Genomic DNA, 17,322 nt, shown 5'->3' on the forward strand with positions numbered 1-17,322 from the left:
TTGAGGCATACTGCTTATGGGAAATTCTACTAACCAACCAAAAAATTTATGTCATTAAGATCTTTTTCTAGTCTTTGAACTTCTTCCTTTTGAAGAGGTTCTAGAACTTGATGTTTTCATTTGCGATGAACTTCTTGCTCTCGAACTTTTCATCGTTCTCGATGTATTTGCGTTTCGCTTGTTACTTGATATACGAGTATTTGACCTGTTTGGTTTTCTAACACTCTGTCTTTTAACAACATTTTTAGAAGTTCCTTTATTATGAGACACGGATCTAGGTGATTTCGTCACATTATTAGATCGACGTGGTGTTGATGTTCTAGGTTTAGACGATACATTTCTGTTTTTGACCGCAACATCTCTTGTAGTTCTTGGTGTAGAACTTACAGCTCTGTTCTTTGGTGTTCTTGTACTCACAGAGTTACCATTGGAACGTCTTGGCGTACTATTCACCGCTCTGTTGTCGCGTCTTGGCGTGCTATTTACCGTGGCATTTCCTCTTCTAGGTGTGGCACTCTGCTTATATCTATTACTGATACTTGTTGATCGACGCCCAGTCGTAGCAACTGTTCCTCGTCTGCTATTCACACGAACTGGCTGTCTGAAATTATCTCTGTAAGGTCTGTAATAAGTATGTCTAATTGGTGTATAATATTGTCTATATGGTCTTGCATAAACAACACAGTAGTTTACAGGTGGAACGACATAATAGGCGTGCCATGGTCTGTATACATATGATCTATTGTAAACATTGATAAAACCAGTACAATGTGTAAATGTTCTATAACTGTTATAGTGTACGTAAAGTCCGCCCAATCGAGAGATTCGTCCAAAACTGTTATATCGGATATTGACATTTCCAATTTGAGTCACACGTCCGTAGAAATCATAAAATACAGGTGTGTTCTCTATTTGAATGATCGCACCAAAATCATCATACTGAACATATGGATTGTAGTCGTATCCAGAATTAAAACTAATGGAAACATTCGGTGTGTTGATACCAACACTCACATTGGGACCGTAGTTAGGGATGTAAAAATCAAATTGCCCATCTCTAAATACTGAAAATTCAATACCATCCTCAACAAATATGAAAGAATTATCATAACCTCTAACATAGTTGTGTGTTGTATTGGATGCTACTGTGTTGGTGGTTGTTGCGTTTACTGTCGTCCCTATGAGGAGCAACATTGTAAAAAGTGATACTATTCGTTTCATAATTGTTTGGGTTTTTAAATTACAATATATATGAAACAATTAACGTGCCAAAGTTGCAAACTACGACTTAATATACTGAAATATAGATAATTATAAAAACAGGTAGATTTACCTATTGTATGATTTCTTAAAGGCTTTTAACTTGTCACAATTCAAATCATAGATAAATAATAGTCATGAATGGGATTAAAAAACCACAACTTCATTTTAAAGATCGTGCGAAACTACCGTTTCATTTTGAATCCGATAAAATGTATGCAGAATATGTAGCATTACAACCTAAAAACTTTGAATATTACAATGTGATTATGTTACGTGCACCAGCACATACGGTTGATAATTCCTTACCTGAACCACCTCCAGCGGATGATTATGCCGATGGTTCTTGGACAGATTGGATGAATTCTGAAGCACTCAATGCATCTCCTTATCTAAAAAGTATTGTTGAGCAATTTGATGAAATTACTAAAGTAACGCTGGTGAGATTGTTGCGATTAGCACCAAACGCTCAGGTGAAGGCTCATAAAGATCCAACATTGGGGTTAGAGATTGAAAAATCAGTCATACGTCTTACGATTCCTATCTTAAGTAATGACGATGTGACTTTTTATTTAAATCAGATTCCAGTAGACATGAAACCCGGAGAATGTTGGTATTTAAAATTAACAGACACCCATCATGTGGTCAACGATGGAGATCAAGAACGGGTTAATCTCACTATTGATATGCAACCCAATGACAACTTAAAAGATTTGATCATCTCTTGCTAATACATAAAAAATCCCGAAGGTTTGGGGAGACGCTTCGGGATTTTAATGGCCCAAATTCATGGGCTTTCAACAAATAAAAATTAAACTTTAGTTTTTACGCTTTTTTTGCTTTTTAACTTTTCCGTTTTTACGGTAGTAGTAATAGTCATCGTCGTATGTTTCACCAAGATCATAGTTGTCGTATGAATGAGTACCTACACCTGATCCTAAACCACAGTTCAATGTGGCATTACTGTGGTTAACAATACCATCTATATGGACAATTTCTCCCCAATGGTTGTAGTTAACTCGCAATCCGCCCACTTGTCTCAGTGATCCGTTACGTTGATAACTCATATATACAGTTCCAGCACGTTTTATACGTCCCTGTCTATCATAATTGATAAAGACATTTCCAATTCTTCGCACCTTTCCTTCATGGTCATGTGTAATGATAACACCTCTTGGTCTAGGCGTTGAATAATGGATTCTACTCACGGTTCCTGGTGCACCAAATGTGGTATTCATAGATCTTCTTCTAGTTCTCGACGTTCTGTAGTAGACTTCTGAAACGTTATTCATAACTTCCGTATTGAAGTCAAAAGTTCCATCAGGAAAAATTAAAAATTCTACACCACGCTCAATGAACACAATTGGTTCTGCAAAACGATAGCGTGAATTATTAAAATCGATTCCTTGTGTTGCAGTTGTTTCTGCTGCTGATACAGTTGTTAATCCCATTAACATCCCTGTAAATAATAGTACTAATTTTTTCATAGTATTAAAGGTTTTGATTTTGCCTACTCATTTGTAGCTTTTCGGCTTACGCTATTTGCTATGTAAGTTTCAATTTGCGTGCCAAAAATATAAACACCTAAATATTAGTAAGTTACAATGATTTTGAGTTAAGCTTGTGGCATTTCGAAATGATGTTTAATATAAAGAAGTCATTTTTTTTGTTACTTTTATAACACCAACCAATCTGTTATATGGAAGAGCAACCCATCCAATGTCAGAACTGTGAGACAACTTTGGAAAAAGCCTTTGAATTTTGCCCACATTGCGGTCAAAAAACCAATGAGGAACTGACCATTGGAGTTCTATTCTACAATACGATTAGTAATTATTTCTCATTTGATGCTAGATTTTTAAAGAGTTTTATTCCATTAATGGTGAAACCTGGATATTTAGCTAAAAAATTTTTGCAAGGTAAACGTTTGATGTATTTACATCCTGCTCAAATGTATTTATTCATTTCAGTGATTTTCTTTTTCGTCATGTCATTTAGTACCCGTGAATTGGTGCAAAAAGCGAATAAGTTTAACAAGGAACTGGTTAAAAATGAAATGATTCAGATCGCTGATTCGGTCAATCCCTCCTTAGATTCATTGGAAATAGAGAAAATTATGCAGCCCTTAAAGGATGATCCTAGTAAGTATGGCATAAAGGATCAAGATTTGAAATTAGCAGACTCTGTGATTAAAATGGCCAATAAGAATCCTAAGAATATTAAGACCTCTTGGAATTTTGACAAGGAACGCATTGATTCCTTAATAGCGGCAGGTGCAGAGGAGCAAGTAATTTATAAAGAAATGGGCATGTCTGATGACGCAGGTTTTATTGAACGTCGTTTTTTTGCACGGATGCTAGGCTTGGTAAAAGGTCAGGGAGTTGGAACTATCTTGCAAGCTTTTTTTGATAGTATTCCCATATCCATGTTTTTTCTTCTACCTTTATTTGCCTTGATTCTTAAATTATTCTATTTGCGAAAAGGGAAATATGCACACCACTTAGTGTTTAGCTTTTACTTCTTTTCGTATTTGTTTATGGTTTTTAGTATTCTATTCGCGGTTAATAGATTTGTAATTGATATACCCAATTGGATCGATTTTTTGATTGTATTATCCACATATGTCTATTTCTTTATTGCATTACACCGGTTTTATGGTCAACATTGGCTATGGACTTGGATAAAAAGCGGTATAATTACCTTTATTTTCCTAATGTTTGTGATACCCGTCGCAGGAGGAATTGTTCTGACTTTTTCGTTTTTAACCACCTGATATTTAGAGCTTCTCTTTTAAGTATTGTCCGGTAATGGATTTCTCATTTTTTACTAGAGCTTCTGGTGTGCCAGCCGCAACTAACTGACCGCCACGATGACCACCTTCAGGACCTAAATCAATGATGTAATCTGCACACTTAATAAGCTCCAGATTGTGTTCTATGACAATAATGGAATGCCCTTTTGCAATCAAAGCCTGAAATGATTGTAATAATTTCTTGATATCATGAAAATGAAGGCCTGTCGTTGGTTCATCAAAAATAAATAAGGCATTATCACTTTTTGAACCTTTACCTAGGAAAGACGCTAATTTAATTCGTTGGGCTTCACCGCCTGAAAGCGTAGATGAACTTTGTCCTAAAGTGACATAGCCAAGTCCAACATCTTGCAGCGGTTGTAGCTTTTTCTGAATTTTTGTGACGTCATGTTCTTTAAAAAAACGAATAGCATCATCAATCGTCATTGATAAAATATCATCTATGTTTTTTTCTTCAAAGGTCACTTCCAAAACATCTTTTTTGAAACGTTTACCTTGACAAGTTTCACAGGTAAGATGCACATCGGCCATAAACTGCATTTCTATAGTCACCTCTCCATCTCCTTTACAGGTTTCACAACGTCCGCCATCCACATTAAAACTGAAATGTTTCGCTTGAAAGTTTCTAATTTTGCTCAATTTTTGACTCGCAAACAAGGCTCTGATATCGTCATAAGCTTTAATATAAGTGACTGGATTGGAACGGGAGGAGCGGCCAATTGGGTTTTGGTCAACAAACTCAATATGTTTGATGTTTTTGAAGTTGCCGCTTAAATTCGTAAACTGACCGGGTTTATCGCCAAATCCAGTGAGGTGTTTTTGAATGGCAGGAAATACAATTTTCTTAACTAAGGTACTTTTTCCACTTCCTGAAACACCTGTAACTACCGTCAACATTTCTAACGGAAAGGTGACATCTATATTTTGAAGATTATGCTCTCTAGCACCTTCAATTTCAATTTGGTATTTAGAGGTTCTTCTTGTTTTAGGCACCTCAATTTTCATCGTTTCACTGAGGTACTTTGCTGTTAAAGATTCAGATTTTAATAGGTCTTTATAGCTACCAGTGGCAACCACTTCACCACCAAATGTACCAGCTTCCGGACCAATGTCAATGATACTATCGGCTGCTTTCATAATATCTTCATCATGTTCAACTACAATCACAGTGTTGCCTAAATCTCGCAATGCCATCAATACCTTGATCAGTTTTTCTGTGTCTTTAGGATGAAGTCCAATGCTTGGTTCATCCAAGATATACATCGAACCAACCAAACTACTACCTAAAGAAGTGGCGAGATTGATTCTTTGGCTTTCACCACCTGAAAGCGTATTTGATTTCCTATTGAGTGTCAAATAATCTAGGCCAACATTACTTAGAAAGGAAAGTCTGTTGTTGATTTCTTTCAACAAGCGCTCAGCAATTTGAGTATCGTAATCGTCAAGTTCTAACTGCTTAAAGAAATTAGCGAGTTGATCCAATGGCATTTCAACCAAATCGGTAATCGTGACCTTATTAATTTTTACATAGTTGGCCTCAACTCTTAAGCGTTTTCCTTTACAAACGGTACATTTTGTTTTCCCGCGATATCGTGACAACATGACGCGATTTTGAATTTTATAAGCTTTGGATTCTAATTCAGCAAAAAAGTCGTTGAGACCTTCAAAGTACTCATTACCTTCCCAAATTAATTGTTTTTGGCTATCGGTAAGTTCATAAAATGGCTTGTGGATAGGAAAATCAAATTTATGGGAATTATTGACCAATTGATCGCGATACCAACTCATGCTTTCCCCTCGCCAAGGAAAAATAGCGTTGTCATATACCGAAAGACCCGTATTTGGAATTACCAGGTCTTCATCGATGCCAATAACATCACCATACCCTTCACATTTCGGACACGCTCCATAAGGATTGTTGAAGCTGAATAAATGCGGATTAGGTTCCAAAAATGACATGCCATCTAATTCAAAACGATTATTGAATTCGAAACGTTTTTGATCTGAAAGTGATTCAATGATACAGGTGCCTTTCCCCTCAAAAAATGCAGTTTCTATAGCATCGGCCAAACGATTATAGAAATCGTCTTCATGCTTAACAATGATCCGGTCAACGACTAAAAAGACATTTTTCGTCAGTTTCTTTTCAACGGCTTCCTCGATTCTGAAAACGCTCTCTTCATGTTGAACACGAGCATATCCTTGTTGCTTTAAAACGTTTAATTTGTCTTCCATGCTTCTGCCTTCCTCAAGAATAATAGGAGAGAGGAGTAACAGTTTTTCACGTTCATCAAATGACTTTACTAAATCAAGAATATCTTTCGTTCGATGTTTTTTTACCAAATTTCCAGAAATGGGTGAATAGGTCTTTCCAATACGTGCAAAAAGTAGCTTGAGGTAATCATAGATTTCAGTCGTGGTCCCAACTGTAGATCTTGGATTCGTACTATTCACTTTTTGTTCTATCGCTATGGCAGGCGCTATGCCTTTAATGACATCTACTTTAGGTTTGTTTAGTCTGCCCAAAAACTGTCTGGCATAACTAGATAAGCTTTCAACATAGCGTCTTTGACCTTCCGCGTACAACGTATCAAATGCCAAACTAGACTTTCCAGAACCTGATAAACCCGTAATAACCACTAATTTATTACGAGGAATCACAACATCAATATTTTTGAGATTGTGCAATTTTGCACCTTTTATAATGATGTTTTCCTTCGGATTTAAGTCTAGAATGTTCTGTTTCATGGGCCTCATAGCAAATTAGAATGTGCAAAGATACGGCTTTTACAGAACCTTAGAAAATGAAGTATTGTCGATTAAAATGTTAAAGTTTAGTCTGATTTCTTGGAATTTCGGAATGATTGTTGTTATATTTGAAGACATAAATACTTAAAACCTAGTTGCCTATAACATAATATTACTTTAGAATTTTAACCCCAAGCTAAGATTAATTTCTTTGCCATTAAAGTAATAATTATGAGACACGAACTTATCACAGACGCTGTTTTAGTAAGGAACTACATGGATGGAGACGAAAGCGCTCTGTCGGTTCTCATTCACAGGCACAAGCAGAAAATTTACAGTTTTATTTATTCCAAAGTATATGATAGGGATATCACTGAAGATATCTTTCAGGATGCTTTTATCAAAGTCATAAAAAACTTGAAATTAGGAAAGTATAACGAAGAAGGTAAGTTTTTACCTTGGGTTATGCGTATTTCACATAACCTGGTTATAGATCATTTCAGAAAGAATAATAGAATGCCGAAATTCGATAATTCCGGAGATTTTAATATCTTTTCTGTCCTTGGTGACCCTGCGTTAAATGCTGAAAAACAAATCATTAAAAACCAAGTGGATTGCGATCTTAGAAGGCTCATTGAAGAGCTTCCTGATGATCAACGAGAGGTGTTGATTATGCGAATGTACAAGGATATGAGCTTTAAGGAAATATCTGAAAGAACAGGAGTAAGTATCAATACGGCCTTAGGAAGGATGCGTTATGCATTAATCAACTTAAGGAAGGTAATTGATAAGAATAATATTATTTTAACAAATTAATACAATAAGTTAAGTTTTGTTACGTTTTAAAGATTATAACAAACTAAAAATCGTAAAATGGCAAAACTTTACTCTGAATGTCCCCAAAAGCAAAACAACCTAAACCCAAAAGAAGAGACAGTGGATTTTCTTTTGAATTACTCAAAGGCTTTAAGTGTTATACATTGCAATAATTTGAAGTTTGAAGCACTTCAAAACTAAATTTGAGAAAGTCCTGAATCGTTAGTCTTCAGGACTTTTTTTTCGTTTTATTTTTATAATATTCTTTTAGAACCGAAGAGCGACCAATCGTTTTTGTGATAATATCTTTATCGAGATCCCATCCGCGTGCAGGTGAATATTCACGTCCGTACCAAATAATTTGTAAATGCAGATCATTCCAAAGTTCTTTAGGAAATAAACGTTTAGCATCTTTCTCTGTTTGTACCACATTTTTTCCGTTTGATAAATTCCAACGATACATTAATCGATGGATATGAGTGTCGACAGGAAAGGCTGGTATTCCAAAAGCTTGTGATAAGACAACAGCAGCTGTTTTATGACCTACGGCTGGCAAGGCTTCTAATTCTTCATAGGTTTGAGGTACTTTACCGTCGTGCTTTTCGATAAGAATTTTTGATAAGCCGTGAATTCCCTTACTCTTCATAGGAGATAATCCAACAGGCCTTATGATGTCGCGAATGTCATCTACCGTTAATTTTACCATGTCATAAGGATTATCGGCCTTAGCAAAAAGAAGTGGTGTAATTTGATTGACCCGAACATCTGTGCTTTGTGCCGACATCAGTACAGCAATTAGCAAGGTATAAGGATCTTTATGTTCTAAAGGAATTGGAATGGTAGGATAGAGCTCTTTTAACGTATTAATAACAAAATCTACCTTTTCTTGCTTGGTCATAAATCGTATTTTTACAAAAACCAAAGTTAACAATTATGACACAATTAAAAGCCGGAGATAAAGCTCCAGATTTTTCAGCTAAAGACGAGCAAGGAAATACTATTTCATTATCCGATTATGAAGGAAAGAAACTTGTTGTTTTCTTTTATCCGAAAGCGAGTACACCAGGTTGTACTGCAGAGGCCTGTAATTTAAATGATAACTATGAGCGTTTTAAGTCGAAGGGTTATGAGATTTTGGGGGTGAGTGCAGATAGTGCCAAGCGTCAGTCTAATTTTAAAAACAAATATGGATTTCAATATCCACTTTTAGCCGATGAGGATAAATCTGTTATTGAAGCCTTTGGTGTTTGGGGACCCAAGAAATTTATGGGGAGAGAATATGATGGTATTCATAGAACAACTTTTGTCATTGATGAAAATGGTATCATAGAGGACGTCATTACAAAAGTGAAGACCAAAGATCATACGTCTCAAATTTTAGCTGATTCATAGATCATTGAATATAACGAGATATAAAAAAAGCCATGGCATAGTGTCCATGGCTTTTTAGTATGAATATATTAGTTCTTATTCTCCTAAATGAATGCCTTCTGTTTCACATCCAAAGAGGCTCTTTTCTTTAATAAGGTTGGAGACACCTTCGGGCAACATAGCCTCCCAGCCGTCTTCACCGTTGGCAATCATTTTTAACACGGTTCTAGAGAACACCTTTAAAATAGAATCGTCATAATCTGTAATATCAACCACTTTACCGTTGTATTTGAAGAACTTGTAAAGTTCTTTCATTCTTGGGTGTACTTTCAGGTTTTCACTATCTGTTAGTGTACCATCGTCATTTTGCATAGGATATAGATAGACTCGTAAATCTTTGAAGAATAACTTTCCAAAGGCTTCGAGGATACCACCACTTAAATGACGGTAGTATTTCTCATCGAAAATATCAACGAGATTATTAACACCCATAGCTAATCCCATACGGCTTTTGGTGTATTGAGAGAAGTATTCAACGAGTTTATAATATTCTTGGAAATTAGAAATGAGAACCGTTTGTCCCAAGGAACAAAGCAATCGCGCTCTATCCATGAAATCTTGTTCATCAATTTCTCCTTCCGCACGCAGATTAGAGAGCGTAATTTCAAAAATCACTTGAGTTTTATCTACATCGACCTTGTTCTCCTTGATAAACATGTCATACGATTTTTTGTACATATCCATGTTCACTTTAGTTACAGGTCTAAAACTACCTCTAAGTGCTAAAATGTTTCTTTTATAGAGTACCCTTGCTGGTAACACGTTGTTGCCATCAGGCGCAAACATGACTGCATCTGTCATGCCATTTTTAACCAGCTGTAGACTCATCAAACGATTATCAATATCCTTAAATACGGGACCAGCAAAATTAATGGTATCAATTTCTACTTGGTCTTTGTGAAGATGATCGTATAAATAACGCAACAACTTTTTAGGTTCATTGTATTTATAAAAAGCACCATAAATAAGATTGGTACCTAAAATTCCTAAAGTCTCTTGTTGTAATCGCGCATCATTCTCTTTAAAGCGAATATGCAAAACGATTTCATTGTAATCTTGTTTAGGATCTACTTGGTATTTTATGCCAACCCAACCATGACCTTTATACTTTTTTGCAAAATCAATGGTCGCTACGGTATTGGCATAGGTAAAGAACATTTTGTTAGGGTGAGACTCTCTTACCAAGCGTTCTTCGACCAAATTAATTTCATGGTCTAACATTTTTCTCAGTCGAGCTTCTGTGACATAACGTTTGTCATCTTCTATACCGTATATGGCATCACTAAAAGCTTTATCATAAGCGGACATCGCTTTTGCAATTGTTCCAGAAGCACCTCCTGCTCTAAAAAACTGTCTTACAGTTTCTTGACCTGCACCAATTTCAGCAAACGTTCCGTAAATATTTTCATTTAGATTAATTCTTAAACATTTGGTTTTCAGTGAAGGAATCTCATCAAACTCTCTGTCTCCTTTTAAGGTTATTTCCATCTTTAATTTTGGGTTTGTCAACATTACAAAGGTATTAAAATAGCAGGTCAAACTAAAAAAATAAGTTTTATTTTTGTAGGAAATTGAAAATAGGTTGAAAGTAACTTTTTTAGGTACAGGAACATCTCAAGGCATCCCAGTAATAGGAAGTGATCATCCTGTGTGTTTGAGTGACAACCCTAAAGATAAGCGCTTAAGAGTTTCAGTTTTAGTACAATGGGATTCTTATACCTATGTCATAGATTGTGGTCCAGATTTTAGACAGCAAATGCTGCGAGCACAATGTGAGAAGATTGATGGGATTGTATTTACGCACGAGCATGCCGATCATACCGCTGGATTAGATGATATTCGACCGTTTTATTTTAGACAAGGAGATATTCCATTTTATGCGCATAAACGAGTTTTAAAGGAACTGAATACAAGGTTCAATTATATATTTACAACAAAGGATAAGTATCCTGGTGTCCCAAGTGTTATACAAAATGAAATCACCAATACGCCCTTTACTTTAGGCAATTTGGAGGTTGTTCCTATCAACGGTTACCACCATAAATTGCAGGTTTTTGGTTTTAGGTTTGGCGATTTTGCTTATCTCACTGATATGAAAACCATTGCAGATGAAGAAGTTGAAAAACTCACTGGAGTGAAAGTATTGGTCGTTAATGCGTTGAGAGAGACAGAGCACATATCACATTTTAATTTAGATGAAGCTTTATCGCTTATTGATAAAGTAAAACCTAAGAAGGCCTATCTTACGCACATTAGTCACTATTTAGGTTTTCATGATGAGGTGCAACAAAAATTACCGAAAAACGTTTATTTAGCCTACGATAATCTAGAAATAGAAATTTGATTTAAAAACAAACCTAATTATGAAGCAGAGAGTTTTTATGTACTTATTTATTTTCACATTGCTACTTGTCATTTTTCAGTATGTCAATTCAAAAAATATTATTGAGAATTATGATAGTCAATTGACAAATTACATGGAAAAAACGACGCAATTGAAAGATTCGATTCAGATGCTTGAAGATGATAAAGCAGCCAGTTTATATAGCTTTAAATTTGAAACTAATGATGACGCCATGACGTATTGGGAACGACGTGGATATAATATTTCAGAATTTGTCCCAATGATAAAGGATGAATTGATGAATCTAAATATTTATGACACTGAAGACCATCCGTTGGTACCTTTCGCTTCAATGACAGATAATAAGATGCTTATTGACCAAATTAGAATGCTGAACCACAAATGGATTATTGCCAGTTTTACAGATGGGACTTATTGGGGTGAAATGTTATTGGAGTATGATATTGAAAATGAGACTCAATTAAAATTTAAAGTGATTGAATCCATTCTTTACCAGCCTTAATTTTTAAATACGCTTGTTGAGCCAACTTCGAAATTCATAAAAATTTTGCGGTGCCACACCGTGACCAACAGGGAATTCCGAATAGCTATGCTTAATGTTTAATTGATCTAAAAATTTGGGTGCTTTTCTTGCCCAATCAACCGGAATAACTTGATCTGCGCTGCCATGAGAACAGTAAAAGTCTAAATGATTGTAATCTTCGGTGTTTTCATGTATCTCTATCATGTCCTCACTAATGTAACCGCTCAAAGCAATAATATTCTTTACTTTTTCTGGATATGTTAAGGCAACTGCATAGCTCAATATGGTACCTTGGCTAAAGCCTAAAAGTGTGACATTCTCTTTATCAACTGGGAATTGGTTACAAGCTTCTTCAATAAAATTAGCAATAAGATCTCTAGATTCTTTAGCCTGATCTACATCATTCCATTTGTTTTGTTGCGCATCAAAATTAATGGCATACCAGGCATTTCCAAAAGGCTGCATAGGATGTGGAGCCTTAAGAGATATGACAAATAGTTCCTCTGGTAACTCGTTAGCAAATGAAAATAAGTCATTTTCATCACTGCCATAACCATGGCACATAATCAATAGTGGCGCATTACTGGTAAGTGATGATGGTCTTGTAATGTGTTGTAAAGATAATCCCATAGTTATTGTCCGATTGCTGAAAATATTTTTTGGAAAAAGGCACCTATCAGCGGAACTTCATTCATTTTTCCTGTAGCTGCTCCAAAAATGCCATAGAGGAATAACACCATAAAAAATATCCAAAAAGATAAGGTAATCATCCAACTGTCAAATCCGCCTATAAAATAGCCTAGAATGTACCAAGTTAATCCCAGTCCTAAGGCTTGTCTTACATGAAACGAGACAAATGGATTGCGATCTTCGCGATTCATAAAGAAGGCAATTAAAGTTCCTATAATTGTGATGTAACTTACGATTGCTAACGTTTTTCCTTGTTCTGCAGCATTGTTTGTCATAATAGCTGAATTTATTTTATCTCAGATTGGTTATTGGCAATAACACCGTAAACGTAACCTTTCAGTTCATACCCTTTAAAAATGGCGTTTTTAGATGTTGATAATATATCTTCCTCGGTAAAGATGTGGTTACCATTTGGATTGAATAATGTCAAATTAGCTTTTTGACCTTCACGGATTGTCGATGGTTCAATGCCAAAACGCTCTTTGCCTCTTGTTAATAATTCTATGGTCTTTTTTACTGTAAATATCGAATTCAGTGCGCCAAACGCACTTTCTAATCCAATAGTTCCGTAAGACGCATGATCAAACTCAATTTTTTTGTGCTCTATATCCATTGGATTATGATCACTTGTAACCATGTCTATAGTGCCATCTTTTAATCCTTCTATGAGAGCATCGATGTCCTGTTGCGTCCTGAGTGGTGGCAAGACTTTGTAGTTGGTATCGAAGGTTTTTAAGGAATCGTCAGAGAACATCACATTGTGAATGGCGACACTACAAGTCACATCCAGTTTTTTTCTTTTAGCCTCTCTAATTAACGCCACCGATTTGGCAGTTGAAATGGTTGGAATGTGAAGTTTACCTTCTGTGTATTCTAAAATAAACAAGTCTCTTGCAATCTGCAGTTCTTCGGCTAAGGCCGGATTTCCTTTTAAACCTAATGACGTACTTGCAATATGTTCATTCATGACACCAAGTCCGCTTATCCGTGATTCTTGTGGAAATGAACATACGAGACCTCCGAAGTTGCTAGCATATTGTAAGGCCAGTTTCATGAGGTTAGGATTGGTTATCGGACTCTGATAATCGTAGAATGCCACAGCACCAGCTGACTTCATATCGTAGAGTTCTGCAAGTTCAAGACCATCACTATTTTTTGTTAAGGCACCAATAGGGTTTAAGTTGACAATATGCTTATTGGCTTGTGATTTTAAGAAAGAAATATCAGCATGTGAATCGATTACTGGAAACGTATTTGCATTAACAGCAACTTCAGTAAACCCTGATTTAGCAGCAGTTTCAAGACCATTCGCAATGGTCTCACGCTCTTCATAACCAGGTTCGCCAAAACTAACACTGCTGTCAAACCAACCTTGGGATACATGAAGGTTGTCTTTTCTAATTTCCTTGAAATTTTTAGGATTTGATAGCCGTTTAGAAATTTTTGAAATAACTCCTTTTTCAATTAAAATATCAACGGTTTGGTTGTGAAAATCGCTTTTAGGGTCAACTATAGTGGCAGATTTTACAAGTACGTTCATTTTAGGAATTTTAAGATGAGCATTTCGATAATTAAGAAAATCACTGCAAAAATAACAAACCATTTCCATAGTTCATTAACATTTGTGGCACTTTTAATATCACTAATCGCAGAGGCTACAGAATTACTAGTGTCATAATTGCCAAGTTGCTCTGTGTCATAATAATTGAGCAAACTCTCTGATCTATCATAATTAAAACTCAAGTTTTTTAAAAATTGATCTTTATTTTTTACTGAAATTATACCTGCTATTTCTGGATAAGTGTCTGTGGTTAGCTCTACTTTATTATCGAAAGTTTGTTGCAGAGGAATAACGGCATCTTCACCTTTCACTAAATTTAAGATATCATCTTGTTGAAGGATTGTAGGAATATCAATTTTGTTCTCTTTTCCGATGGTATAATATAAATCACCGGTTTTTAAACTTTTCTTTCCAATATTATAGAGTATAGGAACAATAAGTGGTGAGTTTTTAAAATTCGAATTTTCAGGATTTAAGGCTGCGGAAAACCTAAAGGTATTTCCTGATTGTGCCAAAAAAGAGGTGCCATCTTCAAAGTTTAAAATGGAATTAGCGGAACGCGTCGCATTGCTATAATACGAATTAACTTTTGGATACTGAAAATTATCAACACGGTTGTCAAAAACATTGGCTAACAAGGGGTGAGAAAAGTTGATGTTTGTAATTTTCTTCTCTGTTTTTACAGGCTCACTAAATGATTCTAAATTTAAAGTATTATATAATTGATTGTAAGAGTTTAAAGATACCTCACTTGAAGGTATAATTAATATGAATCCTCCGTTATTAGAGAATGATTTTAAGGTAGTAATGAGTGAATTAGGGAGTTCGGTGAGTTCATTGAGCACAATCAAATTTTGTTGATCAATGACATTATAATTGAGAGCGTTAAAACTAAATGACCGATACTCAAATTCGTCATTTGTATATATTTTACTAAGGAATTCATCGTCTGTTTCATTGATTGCTAATACCTTAATTTTTTCACGTTGATCAATGTTAAAGTATAAGCTGTTATCATACTGAAGATTGCTGTCTTCAATGATAATTTTACCATTAAATACAGTATTAGCCGGAATGGTGAAATTAGTGACAGCCTCGTCAGTAATGCTTACTGCTGTTTTTGCCATTAACTTGTCATTATTGTACAATGATACTGGTAAGGTGGCAATTTCACTCCCTTGATTTTTTAATTGAACCGTTAATTCCAGGTTTTCTATTGTAGATTTAGAGATATAAATACTATCTACTGCAACATTGGAGCGACTCGAAGGTTCTAATTTCACAAGCTGTAAATTGATAAGGCTATCGTTCTTCAAAGAAAGGCCTTCTTGTTTTTGTTGAAAATCTGAAATTAACACTAAGTTTTTGATGGTATCATCATCGTCTGAAAATAGCTGCTTTCCTTTTAAAATTGCCGCATCATACGTCAACTGACTTGGGGAATGTGTTAATTGAATCAAGTCATTTTTTATGGCTTTAATGCTCGTGTTTTTAAAATTAGCATTATTCGTAAATAGGGATATTTGTTCATTCTCATCAATATTCTCTATAAGATCCTGAATGGCCGTATTAAGCAAACTTCCATTATTACTTGGGGATTGCATGCTAAAAGAATTGTCCAAATAAATAACGGTTTCACTTTTCGTGTTGAAACTTTTACTATTTGATATATAAGGTTGGGCAAAAGCTACTATGATACAAGACAGAAGTAGTAAGCGAGTGAGTAATGTCAACCATTTTTTAAGTTGTGAGCTCTTCCGTGTTTGAAGTGTTAATTCCTTTAAAAATTGAACATTTGTAAACGCGACACTTTTAAATTTTCTCAGTTGGAATAGATGAACAAGTATTGGAATAATGAGCAGAAAAAGCGCATAAAGAAGTTCTGGGTGTTTAAACTGCATTCCTATATTTTGGATTGTTCTTGTTAGGAATCAAATATAGAAAATGATAAACGATTTGACCCTTTTGCTTTTGAGAAATTTAACGTTTCGATGAAAATATTACATAGGGATCAAGTGATCCAACCAAGCATTTAGCAAAAGAAAAAATAATCGACCATAGCATTCATGTCTTGGGATTCGAGATAGCTTTTAATCTCCTGTTGTGATTGTGGATTGGCCACAGTTACTATGCACTGTGGCGCTTCTAAAGATGCCAGATAGTTATAATCATGAAGTAACTCATCATAGATGTGTTTTCCAATTTTTTTAACATTGTCGCATACCCAAAAGACCTTTCTGTTTTTTTCTTTTAGCAATTGTACTACTTTTTTACCTTTTTTTCCTGCACCCCAAACAACTAATGGTCGTTGTGGATCATCGTTCAGTTCTAGGAAATAATCGACTTTGAGTTCTAAAAAATAATTTTCCGCGTAGTGCTCATGCGTTCTTGAAGCGCGCGTGGAGTGATCTCTCCAATAGTGCAACACCTTGTTGGCTGGTATGCAGGTCATGCCGTACTTGTAAAACCTAAAGGCCAGATCATAATCTTCAGGATACCGGTTTGGCTGAAAGCCTTTACAGAGAACAAAATCACTTCGATGCATCATCCAACAAGGAGATGGAATAACACATTCTTTATAAATTTCAGAGTAGTTTTTTCCTGTTAGAGTTAATGCATTGAGCCAAGCTTCATATTTGGCATAGCCATCACCGATGCCTTCAGCGTTAAAATATTTCACCAATCCTAATGCTATATGCTGTTTGCCATGAAATTGGAGGTCTCTATACATTTCATGGAGTCTGTCTGGATGCATCAGATCATCGCTGTCCATTCTAGTGATATAGTCTCCTTTACTTTTTGAAAATGCCAATTGAAGCGCATTAATGATCCCGTATCCTTGGTTTTTAAATAATTTGATACGTTGATCTTTTAAAGCATAACTAGTAACGATATCAAAACTATTATCTGAAGAATGGTCATCGACAATGAGTAATTCCCAATGCTCATAAGACTGATTAACAATAGAGTCCAGGCATTCCGCAATGTAAACTGCAGTATCCTTAAATGGTATGACAATACTTATAAGGTCTTTAGTCATGGTGCAAAAATATCATTTTAACAAAACCTTAGCTAAAATACTGTTAACAGATTGTAGTTTTGTGCGTCTGATACAA

At 35.4% G+C, this 17,322-nt stretch carries 16 protein-coding genes; 6 read left to right on the forward strand and 10 right to left on the reverse strand.

The window, feature by feature from the left end:
* Window positions 1–54: 54 nt before the first annotated feature.
* Entirely contained in the window at window positions 55–1,221 is a 1,167-nt protein-coding gene (locus ACU8DI_RS05620) for a hypothetical protein (RefSeq protein WP_447111775.1), read from the reverse strand.
* A gap of 176 nt (window positions 1,222–1,397) precedes the next feature.
* On the opposite strand from ACU8DI_RS05620, the gene ACU8DI_RS05625 reads away from it, so the two are divergent.
* Complete coding sequence (locus ACU8DI_RS05625; protein ID WP_447111776.1) at window positions 1,398–1,991, forward strand: aspartyl/asparaginyl beta-hydroxylase domain-containing protein; 594 nt, start codon at window positions 1,398–1,400, stop codon at window positions 1,989–1,991.
* Between the two features lie 87 nt (window positions 1,992–2,078).
* Here ACU8DI_RS05625 and ACU8DI_RS05630 read toward each other — a convergent pair whose 3' ends face one another.
* Window positions 2,079–2,747: a hypothetical protein gene (locus ACU8DI_RS05630; protein WP_447111777.1), complete on the reverse strand. Its 669-nt coding sequence runs from the start codon at window positions 2,745–2,747 to the stop codon at window positions 2,079–2,081.
* Between the two features lie 212 nt (window positions 2,748–2,959).
* On the opposite strand from ACU8DI_RS05630, the gene ACU8DI_RS05635 reads away from it, so the two are divergent.
* A complete protein-coding gene (locus ACU8DI_RS05635) occupies window positions 2,960–4,033 on the forward strand; it encodes a DUF3667 domain-containing protein (protein WP_447111778.1) in 1,074 nt (357 codons plus the stop codon).
* 3 nt (window positions 4,034–4,036) lie between these two features.
* Here the strand turns inward: ACU8DI_RS05635 and uvrA are convergent, their stop codons facing one another.
* The gene (uvrA, locus tag ACU8DI_RS05640) at window positions 4,037–6,820 is read right to left on the reverse strand and encodes an excinuclease ABC subunit UvrA (protein WP_447111779.1); all 2,784 of its coding nucleotides are present in this window, start codon (window positions 6,818–6,820) and stop codon (window positions 4,037–4,039) included.
* A 231-nt stretch (window positions 6,821–7,051) separates the two neighbouring features.
* On the opposite strand from uvrA, the gene ACU8DI_RS05645 reads away from it, so the two are divergent.
* On the forward strand, window positions 7,052–7,636 hold the full coding sequence (locus ACU8DI_RS05645; RefSeq protein WP_447111780.1) for an RNA polymerase sigma factor: 585 nt from the start codon (window positions 7,052–7,054) through the stop codon (window positions 7,634–7,636).
* A gap of 229 nt (window positions 7,637–7,865) precedes the next feature.
* On the opposite strand, the gene ACU8DI_RS05650 is transcribed toward ACU8DI_RS05645, so the two are convergent.
* Window positions 7,866–8,534 carry an endonuclease III domain-containing protein gene (locus tag ACU8DI_RS05650; RefSeq protein ID WP_447111781.1) on the reverse strand — a complete coding sequence of 223 codons (669 nt, stop codon included), beginning with the start codon at window positions 8,532–8,534 and terminating at the stop codon, window positions 7,866–7,868.
* Between the two features lie 35 nt (window positions 8,535–8,569).
* On the opposite strand from ACU8DI_RS05650, the gene bcp reads away from it, so the two are divergent.
* Window positions 8,570–9,028 carry a thioredoxin-dependent thiol peroxidase gene (gene bcp / locus ACU8DI_RS05655; RefSeq protein ID WP_447111782.1) on the forward strand — a complete coding sequence of 153 codons (459 nt, stop codon included), beginning with the start codon at window positions 8,570–8,572 and terminating at the stop codon, window positions 9,026–9,028.
* 75 nt (window positions 9,029–9,103) lie between these two features.
* On the opposite strand, the gene ACU8DI_RS05660 is transcribed toward bcp, so the two are convergent.
* Window positions 9,104–10,555, reverse strand: coding sequence for a TonB-dependent receptor (locus ACU8DI_RS05660; RefSeq protein WP_447111783.1), 1,452 nt, complete (start codon window positions 10,553–10,555; stop codon window positions 9,104–9,106).
* Between the two features lie 94 nt (window positions 10,556–10,649).
* Here ACU8DI_RS05660 and ACU8DI_RS05665 point away from each other — a divergent pair, with 94 nt between their 5' ends.
* Together ACU8DI_RS05665 and ACU8DI_RS05670 are read left to right on the forward strand one after the other, a co-directional pair.
* Window positions 10,650–11,411, forward strand: coding sequence for an MBL fold metallo-hydrolase (locus ACU8DI_RS05665; RefSeq protein ID WP_447111784.1), 762 nt, complete (start codon window positions 10,650–10,652; stop codon window positions 11,409–11,411).
* Window positions 11,412–11,430: 19 nt separating this feature from the next.
* A complete protein-coding gene (locus ACU8DI_RS05670; RefSeq protein ID WP_447111785.1) occupies window positions 11,431–11,934 on the forward strand; it encodes a hydrolase in 504 nt (167 codons plus the stop codon).
* 3 nt (window positions 11,935–11,937) lie between these two features.
* Here the strand turns inward: ACU8DI_RS05670 and ACU8DI_RS05675 are convergent, their stop codons facing one another.
* From ACU8DI_RS05675 to ACU8DI_RS05695, 5 genes are all read right to left on the reverse strand, one after another.
* Window positions 11,938–12,585 carry an alpha/beta hydrolase gene (locus tag ACU8DI_RS05675; protein ID WP_447111786.1) on the reverse strand — a complete coding sequence of 216 codons (648 nt, stop codon included), beginning with the start codon at window positions 12,583–12,585 and terminating at the stop codon, window positions 11,938–11,940.
* 2 nt (window positions 12,586–12,587) lie between these two features.
* Window positions 12,588–12,920, reverse strand: a complete 333-nt coding sequence (locus ACU8DI_RS05680; RefSeq protein ID WP_447111787.1) for a hypothetical protein — start codon at window positions 12,918–12,920, stop codon at window positions 12,588–12,590.
* Between the two features lie 11 nt (window positions 12,921–12,931).
* Complete coding sequence (locus ACU8DI_RS05685; protein WP_447111788.1) at window positions 12,932–14,185, reverse strand: dihydroorotase; 1,254 nt, start codon at window positions 14,183–14,185, stop codon at window positions 12,932–12,934.
* Window positions 14,182–16,107, reverse strand: a complete 1,926-nt coding sequence (locus tag ACU8DI_RS05690) for a BatA domain-containing protein (protein ID WP_447111789.1) — start codon at window positions 16,105–16,107, stop codon at window positions 14,182–14,184. The genes ACU8DI_RS05685 and ACU8DI_RS05690 overlap by 4 nt, the downstream gene beginning before the upstream one ends.
* A 131-nt stretch (window positions 16,108–16,238) precedes the next feature.
* Window positions 16,239–17,246 carry a glycosyltransferase gene (locus ACU8DI_RS05695; RefSeq protein WP_447111790.1) on the reverse strand — a complete coding sequence of 336 codons (1,008 nt, stop codon included), beginning with the start codon at window positions 17,244–17,246 and terminating at the stop codon, window positions 16,239–16,241.
* Window positions 17,247–17,322: the final 76 nt, after the last annotated feature.

It is taken from the genome of Psychroserpens sp. BH13MA-6, assembly GCF_052983595.1.